Source organism: Paenibacillus darwinianus (assembly GCF_000598065.1).
Taxonomy (GTDB): domain Bacteria; phylum Bacillota; class Bacilli; order Paenibacillales; family Paenibacillaceae; genus Paenibacillus_I; species Paenibacillus_I darwinianus.
This window is the reverse complement of sequence record NZ_KK082187.1, coordinates 1-12,737: the sequence shown is the minus strand read 5'-3', so window position 1 is coordinate 12,737 and position 12,737 is coordinate 1. Positions and strand designations below refer to the sequence as shown.

Below are 12,737 nucleotides of genomic sequence, written 5' to 3'. Positions count from 1 at the left end.
TCGCAACCCGGCACGAGCCAGCAAGCCGAAGCGATGGACGCAGGCGCTTCCGCCGTCATCAAAGCAGATACGCGCGGCGCGGAAAAATTCGATGTGCTGCAAGGCATTCCGACTTCGGAGAGCCTGTATGCGAATGTATTAGCCAAATCGTACTTGTACCGCAACATATTCATGGAAACGAAGGGCACGAAGCAATACCCCATTCAGGTAAGCAAAACATATACCCTTACGTGGACGGAACCACAACCTAGCCCACTGGATGACAAAGGCAATTCGACTACGATCTATGTTCCGCGTTCTGCGACGCAGACGGTCACGAAGGATTATACAATTGAACGCAAGTACAACTTCTGGACGATTCAAAATCTCGAAGTGTACGGTCTGCAAAAGGCGACGGTCGCCAATTACGCGTTGCCCTCTGGAACGGTAACGCTCCAGCCGAGCGGCTATTCTCCTCCAGCGGTATCCGCCGCACACGATGCAACGCTTAGCGCACATGTGACCGACCCGGTTTATTCGAACGTGACGCTCTCCGGTCAGACCGTGTCCGGCGGTTCCAGCCGTCCTTCCATTCCGAACGAGGATTGGAAGTCCAATGCGGAAAACGCCATCGGCAAAATCAAAGTGAAAAACGATTCGCTCGTGTTTAACGGCAGTACGGTGATGGATAATCGGACAGTCGAGGAAACGGCTCCAGCACCCGGAACGATTCCGGCTCCTACCGTGATCGGTCAGAATGTGCTGTACGGCTCGGGATATGTCATCGACGCTGGAAAAACGAATAAAGCCAGTCAACCCAGTACAGGCATGATCTATTATACGCTAATTAAAGGCATTGGCGGCGGTGACAACAAGAGCTATCCGATCAATGGCATCAACCCGGTGACGGTGCATACGCCTGTTGTCAATCGGGCATCCGTATCCGACGATCAGGCGCATAACCAGAAGACTACGCCGACAGCCGGACGAGCCGCGCTTATTTTGGATAGGCCGTTCACTATTACCATTCCAACCAGCGGCGCACACAAGGACATCAAGGGCTACGGCAACCGAGACTATGCCAAATATGTGCGCGACAAGCAGGTGAGGTTCCCGTTCGATGTATACAAGGCCGATCACGCAACCTTGATTCCGAAGGACACCTGGACTTCGGTTCCTGTCGGCCAGCTAACGACTACTTTTTACATGCCCGCTTGGGTGGATGAGGGGAACTACGATGTGCTGTTCCGCACGTTTGCCGAAAACAGTCCGGCTTCATTCACATCACAACCTAATGCCAATCTGGATTTAACCCATCATGTGGCGACGCAGGTTGTGGCAGTCGAGGTAATAGGCCGTCTGTTCGACTTCCGTATTACCGATATTGCCGACTACCAGTGGGAAACGGTATTCAGAACGGCGACGGGCAGCGCGACGCCGACCGGAAATAGCTTTTGGATTGGCGCAAAAGGGATCGACGGTGCGGCGCGCGGCAATACGGCCCCTTACGTGCTGCCGATCCGGCCGGGCAGTCACCCGGAGAGTGGCAAGAAGAACGTCGCTGTCAAAACGGGCTATCACTTCAAATTTGAGGTCAAAACGCTCGGCAACATGTTCAGTGCGGGCGACGGGATTAAAATCACGCCTACCTTTTACTTCGTTGACAAGCAGGGCAAAAACCGACAACAGGTGGACTTGTACTATCATTCGGGAACCAAGCGGTTTATTCGGATCGGCTCCACGGGAGACACCGAGCAGCGGCTGGTGACGCTGGATACCCGTCTGCGCAATGTGTCGCAGCAGGAGCTAACCAATACTGCCAGTTCACTTTGGAGGGTGAATGGTTCTTCTGGCAGTCAGACATCGTATGTACAGCAGTATTTGAAGGAAGCGGCGCAAAAGCGGATTTACGTCGGCGGCTACGACGGAATGTTACTTCCTTCGCAGCTTCGGACGTTTATAGGCAGTATGCAGGTGCCGTCCGGCATTGATACTGCACGAGCTAATGCCTCGGTGCAACGCTGGTTTGGCGAGTATAGCCTTCCCGCTGCTCCCTATGCAGTGCCAGCAGGCATGAATCTGGCCGAGTACGGACGTACCCACCGGTTGGACGACAATGCGCCGATCTTCCTGCGAGACGGCTATATTGTAGTCAATTTTAACATTGAAACCATTCGCAATAAGGACATCGCTCACCCGCATTTGCAGTATAAAAATGCGCCGTTGGACAACCAGTGGCAGATGGAAGGTTTTCAGCGCAGTTTTGTCGATCCTTACGGGGGGATGTTCTCTTTGCTAGACGGGGACGTTGTGTTTTATCACGCCGACTTGTCCAGCTACGACGATTTTGGTACGGGCGGCACCCATTAAAAACAGCATACCGTTTGGGAGGAAAAGAGCATGATTGAGAAGCTGAAGATTGCCACATCTGAGGATGAGGCTTATTTTTATTCCGCCTCCATCGAGAAGGATACGGAGCGCGGTTGTATTGGGCATGTGCGCGGTGATTTTGGCAAAGATGGGGAGGCATTCTGGGCGACTTGGTTCGAACACATCTCTTCGTTGAAAACTCCTGATTTTCGGGAGGAGCTTGGAGCGGTCATTCAAGCGTTGACGGAACAGGGGCTGCTTCAAAACCGCAGTGGCATGCACGATTTTTGTATAAAACATCCAGAGGCCCGTCTACCAAGCGCGCGGCACAGCGATGTCTATGGCTTTTGTTTACAGACGGCAAAACATCGTTACTATCTGCGATGCTTTCCGCGTGCCGGCGACTATAACTTTTATTTATATTGCTTCACTCGGCCGGAGCGCATGAATGAATTGTCGTCGCCCCTCCATTCCCCTTCATCGGCACCACTAAAGCAGAAGTCTGAACTGGAACGATAGGAAGGATGCACTTCTATGAATGATCTTGCCCGTTACCGGTTGCTGACCGGAGCATCTATTCCCCCTGCAGCGAAGCTGCTGTACAGCTATTTATTGGATCGTGCAGGCGGGCGAAACGGCGCGGTACTGCTTTCGTCCACGCGACTTGCGTCAGAGGTGGGTCTTTCCACTTCTGCTGTGCGTCGCAACCTGCATCGGCTTCAGCAAAATGGACTTATTCGGCTCACGCCAAGATATTCCGAGGAAGGCATTCGTCTGACGAACCAAATTACCTTCGTATGAGGAGGTGCGACCGGTGACAGCAAAGTTACAGCGAATCGCCGAGCTTGCCGCGAGTACGGCCCACGCGGTTTCGGATCATCCCGAGCGCTGGGCCGATTTTTTACGGTCGGCAGCGTGGAACTATAAGTATCCGTTTCAGGATCAACTTTTGATCTACGCGCAGCGTCCCGATGCTACAGCCTGTGCTTCAATTGAAATATGGAACAAGCGGTTGAACCGATGGGTAAGGCGCGGCGCAAAAGGCATCGCGCTGATCGAGGATCGGGGCAGTCAGTTGGGGCTGCGTCATGTCTTCGATGTGTCGGACACGCAGAGCCGAAGCCGACAGCCCGTTCCCCTATGGCGCATGGAGGAGCCGGATACGGAGGCCGTCATCGAAACGCTGGAAAATGCGTTTGGCAGTGAACCGGGGCCGGGGATGGAACTGGTTGAAGTGTTGTTGACCGCTGCCCGAAACGCGGTGGAGGATCACAGCGCCGATTACGTGCGGATGCTGGTAGCTGAGCGCGACAACAGCTTACTGGAAGAACTGGATGAGCCGCATGTGGAACTGTTGTTCAGAGAAGCCGCTCAATACGCGGTCGCCTTTATGGCGCTGACACGCTGCGGATTGGAACCCTCCCATTACATCAGTGTTGACGATCTTTCCGGCGTCGGTTATTTCAATACACTCCCTGCACTGTCACATTTGGGCGCGGCGATCAGCGACGTGGCTGAAACGATGCTGCGCGAGATTGAATCCACCGTTCGGGCGATGCACCGCGACGAGCAGCGAAAAAAAGAGCGTCAGGCGAGCCGTACCGTTGCAAGGCCAGAATCCTTGCTGCACAATGAAGCTAAAACACGCGAAAGGATGATGGAGCATGGAACTGACCTACACGCCGAGCGGGGATTACCTGCTGCCCGACCTGACGCTGACCGAACCGATGAGCATCGGGAAATATGGGATGTTGCGCAAGACGTTTCTCAAGGAGGAGCGGAAGGGAACCTACGCTCACCTGATGCTGTCGGAGCAACTGACCCGGCATCTGGCGGACATCGATCGGACAGCGCGGGAGCAGATCGACCTGACGATGCAGGAACTGATCCGGCAGCATCCGGCCCCGGACAAGGCGACCGACCCGATGGGCTGGACGAGTCACATGAACAGCCTGAAACAACAGGCCGAGGAACTGATTCTCACGGAACTGATCTATCACTAAAATGGTACGACCGGGAAACGGAGGACAGAAGTCTTCCGTTTTTTCATGACCAAGCGATCATCAACGATATGCTTCGCGCCGCGCCGCTTTCCGAGAGCAAGGCGGCTATCGAAGCCTTTTTCGACGTGCATAAGGAAGATCGGGAACGAACGCTGTATATACGCAGTCTGTTCCCTCCGGGAATTACGGAGTTAACACTAGATGATGACATAAAGGCCGGTTTTGAGCCGTACCGTAACGTATTGCATCTTTGGACGGGATCGACAGAGCATCGGACGGCGCAGAGCTTTTACGATTGGTCGGTGATTACCGGGCATTTCGCCAGCATGATGATCCTTAACGAGTTTGATCCTGCTCATACATCGGCGCCTTCTATTCAGCAGCAGACATTATGGATGAAGCAAGCGGAGGACGAAAAAGCCTCCGCTTTTTCACTTCCTCAAGCGGCCATCGACGCTGTTCTGCAAGGTGGAAGTGGTTTTGAGAGCGGAAAGCTTCGCATCGCGCTATTTTTTCAACAGTCGTTATCGACGCAGGAGAACGCTGATTTTCTGAAACGGGAATATGGCACTGGCGGACGCCTCCCTGCCCTGATCGGCACCGATATTCATGAAAATCACGATAGTAAGGGAATTACGATGACACGCGGTTCCATTATGAACCCGGATGTTCGGGTCGTGCTGCCGTGGATCAAGGTGCAAAAGCGCATTGGCGAGCTGCTGGCAGCGGGCCGCTATCTGAACCGCCAGGAAGAAGAACGGTTGCCTGCCTATGCCGAGCAGCAGGAGGAGCAGCGCAGGCAGCGCGCGGCGGAAAAGACGGAACACAATCTGCCGCTATCGGAATTGCAGCCGGATGAATCACAGCAAATGCCCAACCGGGCTCGGGCGCGCTATGGGTATACGGAGGGCAGCAAAGTCTTTATCGGTGCGGACGAGTACGAAATTGCGCAGCTGGAGTCGCGAAAGGTTGTGCTGCAGGACGTTCAATTTCCGTTATTCATGCAGGAAATGAATCGTCGGGATTTCGAGCGCATGCTGCGCGAGGACCCGCTGAACGATCATCTGATTTCCGGCCAGCAGGAATCAGATTCGGAACACGCGGAAAGGGATACGGAACTGGTGGACGAACCGGAGCAAGCGGTACAACCGGCACAACCGGCACATGATGAGGGGGACAGGATATCTCCCGTTGCTCCTTCCGCTGCCACGCCCGAGATCGAGATCCGGCGTGAATCGACTCCGGTTAGCAACTACCGGATCATGGACAACGAACTGGGACATGGCGGCGCAAAAACCAAGTACAAATGGAACGTGGAAGCGATCCGGCTGCTGGGGCAACTGGAGAAGGATAACCGTCAGGCGGCTGCGGACGAGCAGGCCGTGCTTGCCCGTTATGTGGGCTGGGGCGGGATTCCGCAAGCATTTGATGATGGGAATTCGCAATGGGAAACCGAATATGCGGAGCTGCGAGATTTGCTGGACCCGGAGGAGTATGCATCCGCCCGCGCCTCCACGCTGAATGCCCATTATACATCTCCGACCGTCATCAAGGCGATGTACGAATGCCTGGAGAGGATGGGCTTTCGCAGCGGTAATATTTTGGAGCCGTCTTGCGGCATCGGCAACTTTTTCGGTCTATTGCCGGAGTCATTTCAGGACGCTCGGCTGTTTGGCGTGGAGTTGGACAGCATCACCGGGCGCATCGCGCGGCAGCTTTACCCGCAAGTATCGATTGCTGTCAGCGGCTACGAGCAGACCAGCTTGCCGGACAGCTTTTTTGACCTCGCGATCGGTAACGTCCCGTTCGGCAGCTACGGCGTGGCCGACAAAAAATACGACAAGCACAAGTTTCTGATTCACGACTACTTTTTTGCGAAGACGCTGGATAAGGTTCGTCCAGGCGGAATTGTCGCCTTTATTACCTCCAAAGGAACGATGGACAAACATAACCCAACCGTCCGAAAATACATCGCGGAACGGGCCGCGCTGCTTGGCGCGGTGCGTCTGCCTAATAATGCGTTCCTGGCGAATGCCGGAACCGAAGTGACCGCCGACATTTTGTTTTTGCAAAAACGGGACCGTATGGTGGCCGTCAGCGAGCACACCGAGGAATGGCTTTCGCTCAGCGTTACGGCAGAGGATGTACCGGTGAATAGCTACTTTGCGGCCCGCCCCGAAATGGTTCTTGGTACGATGGCCTACGATGATCGGATGTACGGCAATCAACAGGAAACGACCTGTCGTCCCTACCCGGACGCTCCTTTGGACGAGCTGCTGCGTGAGGCGCTGGCGAACATCCATGCGGAGTGGGTCGACTTGGAACGGGAGGAACAGCCGGAGGAGGAGGAAGTCTCCCTGCCTGCCGACCCGTCCATTCGTAATTTCAGCTTTGCGCTGGTCGAAGGACGCATCTATTTTCGGGAAAACAGCCGGATGCGACCGGTTGAAACATCAGCAACTGCGGCGGGCCGTATCAAGGGCATGATTCAGCTTCGGGACACGGTGCGCGAACTGATCGAATACCAAGCCGAGGATTACAGCGACGAAGCGATAAGGGAGCAACAGCGCAAGCTGGATACGCAATATGAACGGTTCACAACGCAATACGGCCTGATTAACAGTCGCGCCAATAGCCTTGCCTTTTCGGATGACAGCTCGTACTTTCTTCTCTGTTCGCTAGAAATTGTGGACGAAGAAGGACGATTGCTACGCAAGGCGGACATGTTCACGAAGCGTACCATTCGGCAACGCGCCAACATAAAACAGGTGGATACGGCTTCGGAGGCGCTGGCGGTTTCCATCGGTACGAAAGCTCGCGTCGATCTGCCGTATATGGCAGAGTTGACCGGACTCGCGCAGGAACGGCTTGTGCAGGAGCTTCGCGGCGTGATCTTCCCGAATCCTGAAAATCTGGACGAAGAAGGACAACCAATATACGAAACAGCGGATGCGTATTTATCGGGCAATGTGCGTGAAAAGCTGCGCGCTGCCAAACAGTTTGCGGTCTATGACGCCGAACGGTACGCTGAAAATGTTAGAGGGCTTGAAGCCGTGCAGCCGAAGGACTTGGACGCTTCCGAGATTGATGTACGACTGGGCGCAACCTGGCTGCCGCCGGAAGTCATTCGGGCATTCATTTTCGAACTGGTGGATACGCCGTATATGTACCAAACCTCCATCAACGTGATGTATTCCGGTTACACAGCAGCCTGGAACGTCAAAGGCAAAAGCGATGATCGCAGTAACAATATTAAGGCAAATGTCACCTACGGTACGAATCGCATCAATGCGTACAAAATTCTCGAAGACACGCTGAATTTGCGGGATGTAAGAATTTTCGATACGGCCGTTGAGAACGGTGTGGAAAAGCGGGTGCTGAACAAGCAGGAAACGGCTATCGCACAGCAAAAGCAGGAAGCCATGAAGGAAGCGTTTCGAGACTGGATATGGCAAGATCCGCAGCGCCGGGAGCGGCTCACGCGACTGTACAATGATCGGTTCAATTCCATCCGTCCGCGCGAATATGATGGAAGTCATATTCGCTTCACCGGGATGAACCCGGAAATCGGGTTGCGGCAGCATCAGGTCAATGCGGTTGCCCGCACGCTCTACGGCGGCAATTCCCTGTTTGCCCATTGCGTCGGCGCGGGCAAAACCTTTGCAATGACCGCCGCGGCAATGGAAAGCAAGCATTTGGGCCTGTGCAACAAAAGCATGCTGGTTGTTCCTAATCATCTGACAGAGCAATGGGCGGCGGAATTTTTGATGCTCTATCCGTCCGCGAATGTATTGGTCGCCACTAAGAAGGATTTTGAAACGAAGAACCGGAAGACGTTCTGCGCACGGATTGCCACCGGCGATTACGACGCGATCATCATCGGCCACTCGCAATTTGAAAAAATTCCGATCTCGGCGGAGCGCCAGCGGCAGCAGCTTTACGAACAAATATCCGAAATCACCAGCGGCATCCGCGAGCTAAAGGAAGCCAAGGGCGAGCGGTACGCCATCAAGCAGCTTGAGCGGACAAAGAAGACGCTGCAGGTCAAGCTGGAGAAGCTGAGCGACGCGAGCCGTAAGGATGATGTGGTCACCTTTGAGGAACTCGGCATCGATCGATTGTTCGTCGACGAAGCAGACTCGTATAAAAATCTGTTTCTTTATACGAAAATGCGCAACGTCGCCGGGCTGTCGCAAACCGAAGCGCAAAAGTCATCGGACATGTTTGCCAAGTGCCGCTATTTGGATGAATTGACCGAAGGACGGGGCATTATTTTTGCCACGGGTACGCCGATCTCCAACTCCATCACGGAGATGTACACGATGCAGCGCTACTTGCAATACGAGCGGCTCCGCGGGCAAGGCTTGCAGCACTTTGATTCGTGGGCTTCGACATTTGGCGAAACAGTTACCGCCATCGAATTGGCACCGGAAGGAACGGGCTATCGCGCGAAAACGCGGTTTGCCCGTTTTTATAATTTGCCGGAGCTAATGAACGTCTTTAAGGAAGTGGCGGACATTCAGACGGCGGATATGCTCCAGCTTCCGGTTCCCAAAGCCCACTTCCACAACGTCGCTGTGCCGCCGAGCGTTTTTCAGCGTGAGATGGTCGCGGATCTCGCCAGCCGCGCCGAACAGGTGCGAGCGAAGCGAGTAGAGCCGCATGAAGACAACATGCTCAAGATCACCAACGACGGACGCAAGCTGGCCCTCGATCAGCGGCTTGCAAACGCCATGCTACCCGATGACGAAGGCAGTAAAGTAAGCGCCTGCGCGGATAACGTCTTTCGGCAATGGGCCGACAGTCGGGAGCAGCGGCTCGCGCAGCTGGTCTTTTGCGACCTTTCAATTCCTAAGCAGGACGGAACCTTTAATGTGTACGACGAGCTGCGGCGAAAACTGACGGAGAAAGGCGTTCCGGTTGAGGAGATCGCCTTCATTCACGACGCCAATACGGAGATAAAGAAAAAGGAACTGTTTGCGAAAGTACGAACGGGGCAGGTTCGGGTGCTGCTTGGATCGACCTTCAAGATGGGCGCAGGGACGAACGTACAAACCAAACTAAGTGCGCTGCACGACCTCGATTGTCCATGGCGACCACGCGACCTGGAGCAGCGCAGCGGGCGGATTATTCGGCAAGGCAACCAGAACAGCGAGGTTCACATCTTCCGCTATGTCACAGAGAACACGTTTGACGCTTACCTTTATCAAACGCTGGAAAACAAGCAGCGGTTTATCTCGCAGATCATGACCAGCAAGTCGCCGGTTCGGTCTGCCGAGGACATTGATGAGACGGCTTTGTCCTATGCCGAAGTTAAAGCGCTTGCGACTGGAAATCCGTACATCAAGGAAAAAATGGATCTCGACATCCAGGTATCGAAGCTCAAGCTGCTCAAGGCGAATCATTTAAGTCAGCGTTATTCGCTGGAGGATCGGCTGCTCAAAATGCTGCCGCAGCAAATCAAGTCTACGGAGGAACGCATTGTCGGGTATGAGCAGGACGTGGCCTTGTTCATGCGCGCCCAAGCGTCGGAAAAGGATAGCAGCGACGATTCCCGTTTTCCCGGTATGACCATTAAAGATTACACGTACTCGGAACGTGCTACTGCGGGCGTTGCCCTGCTGGAAGCCTGCAAAGGCATGACCTCTCCCGATCCGCAGGAAGCAGGCAGTTACATGGGCTTTTCCTTATGGCTATCGTTTGATAGCTTTGCAAAGGAATACAAGGTGACGCTGCGCGGCGCATTGGGCCATACGATTACGTTAGGACCGGATGCAGGCGGCAATATCACGCGAATAAACAATACATTGTCGGATTTGCCGAATAAGCTCGCCTATTGCCGTGACCAGCTCGCAACACTCAAGCAACAGATGGTAACGGCGAAGGAACAGATCGAGGCACCGTTCAAGCAAGAACAGGAACTGCAAACGAAGTCCGCGCGGCTCGCGGAGTTAAATGTGCTGCTGAACATGGACAAACGGGAAAACGAAGCCGTGGACAGCGTGTCGGATGAGGAACCGGAAGCACCCGAACGGCGGGTTGCGGATCGAGAGCGATAACAGCAATGGAAAGGTATAAATCACATGACGAAATGGACTCCGGCTTTTGGGGTCCTTTTCGCATTTCTGGAGGAACGCACATGTTGTATGCCATCCCAAGCGGCGGCGGATGCTTTTGCCCGATTCTACCGCCTATTTGTTACGGAACCGATCCGACCGAGGAGGGAGAAACCGTGCCGGAATTGGAATTGATATCCAAAGGGAAGAACGGATTTGGAGACACGTATTATTACATCCGTGATTCGAACGGGGTGACCAGTCAAGTCTATGAAAGCGAGTTAGACGCATTCATGAAAAAGAAAGGCGCTACAGAGTTGAGGGAAAGAAGAGCTTATCTGTATCCCAAAAAGAGTAAGCGTCAAATCCTACCCACCTATCAAGCGTTTTAGTCCCATGAGATAATCTTCCTCAGAATGATGCGAGGAGGATTTTTTATGACGAAGACTGAGTTAAGAGATGTATGGATCGCCCGGATCAAGGATCATCAGTCTAGCGGCGAACGTGTTGCGGCCTGGTGTGAACGCAATAAGGTTACACAGCGCCAATTCTGGTATTGGAAGCGGAAATTGAAAAATGCGGATATACAGGTTGCCACAGCTGGTTCACAACAATGGATTACTTTTCTCCCAGAAGAAAAGTCGTCCGACGGGGTTTCTCCATTGCTTATCAAAATTGGTTCGGCAAGCATTGAGGTCAGGGCTGGTTTCGAGCCATCTTTATTTGCCGAAGTCGTAAGGACGCTGAAAGCCATATGCTGAGCGAGGTTCAGGTAGATCGCGTTTATTTGGCATGCGGCAGTACGGACATGCGAAAATCCATAGACGGACTCGCCGCTCTGGTCAAAGAGGGATTCGAACTGGATCCGTTTGCTCCCGCGCTGTTCGTCTTTTGCAACCGACATCGGGATAAACTGAAAATCCTCCATTGGGAGCATAACGGATTCTGGCTCTATTATCGCCGCCTAGAGCGCGGCACGTTCCGCTGGCCCAAAGATACGGATGCGACACCGCTGAAGATTAATCGGCGTCAGTTGCGCTGGCTGCTTGACGGACTAACGCTGGAACAAAGACAGGCGCATCCAGAGGTGAAGGCCCGCATTGTGGTTTGAAAATATTCACTGAATTGACATATTGTACACTACATTCGTACAGGAAGTCCGCGGCTTCCTAGCGAATGAGTAAGTATGGAAAACCCAGTGATCGAGATACCCGATACAATTGAACAATTGCAAGAGCAGAATGTGAAACTGCATGTGCAAGTCGCTGAACTTTCCGCCAAAGTCAAATGGTACGAGGAACAGTTCCGCCTTGCGCAGCAGAAACGGTTCGGCACATCCAGCGAACGTTCGCATCCAGATCAGCTCTTGCTGTTTAACGAAGCCGAGTCCGAAGCAGATCCTGCACGCGATGAGCCGGCCTTGGAGACCGTTACCTATAAACGCAAGAAGCAACAAGGTAAACGGGAAGCCCAGCTTCGCGATCTTCCTGTAGAAACGATCGAGTACCGGCTGCCAGAGAACGATCAGGTTTGCCCTTGCTGCGACGGCGCCTTGCATGAAATGAGCACCGAAGTTCGCGCGGAACTGAAAGTCACCCCGGCTGAAGTTAGTGTGGTGAGGAAGGTTCGCTACGTTTATAGCTGCCGCAAGTGTGAGCGGGAAAATACCGAAACGCCGGTCATTACAGCTCCTATGCCAAATCCGGCACTTCCGGGCAGCCTGGCTTCGCCTTCAATGCTCGCGTACACGATGGTTCAGAAATATGGATATGCGCTACCGCTTTACCGTTTGGAGGAGATGTTCTCCAGCCTTGGCGTTGAATTGTCCCGGCAGACGCTGGCCAATTGGATGATCGAGGGCTCAAGCCGGTGGCTTCAGTTACTCTATAACCGGATGCAAGTGCATCTACGTGCAAGGGACATTCTGCATGCCGACGAGACGACGCTTCAAGTGCTGCGGGAACCGGGGCGCTCGGCAGAGTCGCAATCGTATCTGTGGTTATATCGTACAGGGCGGGAGGGCCCGGCGATTGTCTTGTATGAATATAAGGAGACGCGCGGCGGCGAGCATCCTCGCAAGTTCCTATCCGGATTTCGCGGCTACCTGCACGTCGATGGTTATTCCGGTTACCACAAGGTGGAAGATGTAACGCTCGTCGGATGCTGGTCGCACGCGAGGCGCAAATTCGATGAGGCGCTAAAGGCGCTGCCGGATGGCAAGCAGAAGGCTGCGGTCACAACCCGGGAAGGGCTTGACTTCTGCAATAGGTTGTTCGCCATTGAGCGGGACATGAAAGACAGTTCGCCCGAGGAACGTCTGAAGATCCGA

General features: G+C 53.9%; 9 protein-coding genes. All 9 read left to right on the top strand.

The window, feature by feature from the left end; all coding sequences use genetic code 11:
• On the top strand, nucleotides 1-2,349 hold a 2,349-nt coding region (locus BG52_RS11985; RefSeq protein ID WP_036581448.1), incomplete at its 5' end, for a DUF5704 domain-containing protein.
• Nucleotides 2,350-2,379: 30 nt separating this feature from the next.
• The gene (locus BG52_RS11980) at nucleotides 2,380-2,868 is read left to right on the top strand and encodes a hypothetical protein (RefSeq protein ID WP_051253162.1); all 489 of its coding nucleotides are present in this window, start codon (nucleotides 2,380-2,382) and stop codon (nucleotides 2,866-2,868) included.
• Between the two features lie 15 nt (nucleotides 2,869-2,883).
• A complete protein-coding gene (locus BG52_RS11975; protein WP_029193979.1) occupies nucleotides 2,884-3,150 on the top strand; it encodes a helix-turn-helix domain-containing protein in 267 nt (88 codons plus the stop codon).
• 863 nt (nucleotides 3,151-4,013) lie between these two features.
• Nucleotides 4,014-4,352 (top strand): TnpV protein, encoded by a 339-nt coding sequence (locus BG52_RS16555; RefSeq protein ID WP_051588095.1) that lies wholly within the window; start codon nucleotides 4,014-4,016, stop codon nucleotides 4,350-4,352.
• 395 nt (nucleotides 4,353-4,747) lie between these two features.
• On the top strand, nucleotides 4,748-10,411 hold the full coding sequence (locus BG52_RS11970) for a helicase-related protein (RefSeq protein WP_223299003.1): 5,664 nt from the start codon (nucleotides 4,748-4,750) through the stop codon (nucleotides 10,409-10,411).
• A gap of 80 nt (nucleotides 10,412-10,491) precedes the next feature.
• Entirely contained in the window at nucleotides 10,492-10,800 is a 309-nt protein-coding gene (locus BG52_RS11965; RefSeq protein WP_051602326.1) for a hypothetical protein, read from the top strand.
• Between the two features lie 45 nt (nucleotides 10,801-10,845).
• Complete coding sequence (gene tnpA / locus BG52_RS11960) at nucleotides 10,846-11,169, top strand: IS66 family insertion sequence element accessory protein TnpA (RefSeq protein ID WP_036581435.1); 324 nt, start codon at nucleotides 10,846-10,848, stop codon at nucleotides 11,167-11,169.
• Complete coding sequence (gene tnpB / locus BG52_RS11955; RefSeq protein WP_036581432.1) at nucleotides 11,163-11,519, top strand: IS66 family insertion sequence element accessory protein TnpB; 357 nt, start codon at nucleotides 11,163-11,165, stop codon at nucleotides 11,517-11,519. Before tnpA ends, tnpB begins: the two co-directional genes overlap by 7 nt.
• Nucleotides 11,520-11,594: 75 nt before the next feature.
• Nucleotides 11,595-12,737 (top strand): IS66 family transposase (tnpC, locus tag BG52_RS11950; RefSeq protein ID WP_036667326.1); only part of this gene is annotated, 1,143 nt, incomplete at its 3' end.

Coding starts and splice junctions, on each gene's coding strand:
- BG52_RS11970 (WP_223299003.1), top strand. CDS start 4,748: ATGAAGCAAGCGGAGGACGAAAAAGCCTCCGCTTTTTCACTTCCTCAA.
- BG52_RS16555 (WP_051588095.1), top strand. CDS start 4,014: ATGGAACTGACCTACACGCCGAGCGGGGATTACCTGCTGCCCGACCTG.
- BG52_RS11965 (WP_051602326.1), top strand. CDS start 10,492: ATGTTGTATGCCATCCCAAGCGGCGGCGGATGCTTTTGCCCGATTCTA.
- tnpB (WP_036581432.1), top strand. CDS start 11,163: ATGCTGAGCGAGGTTCAGGTAGATCGCGTTTATTTGGCATGCGGCAGT.
- tnpA (WP_036581435.1), top strand. CDS start 10,846: ATGACGAAGACTGAGTTAAGAGATGTATGGATCGCCCGGATCAAGGAT.
- BG52_RS11980 (WP_051253162.1), top strand. CDS start 2,380: ATGATTGAGAAGCTGAAGATTGCCACATCTGAGGATGAGGCTTATTTT.
- BG52_RS11975 (WP_029193979.1), top strand. CDS start 2,884: ATGAATGATCTTGCCCGTTACCGGTTGCTGACCGGAGCATCTATTCCC.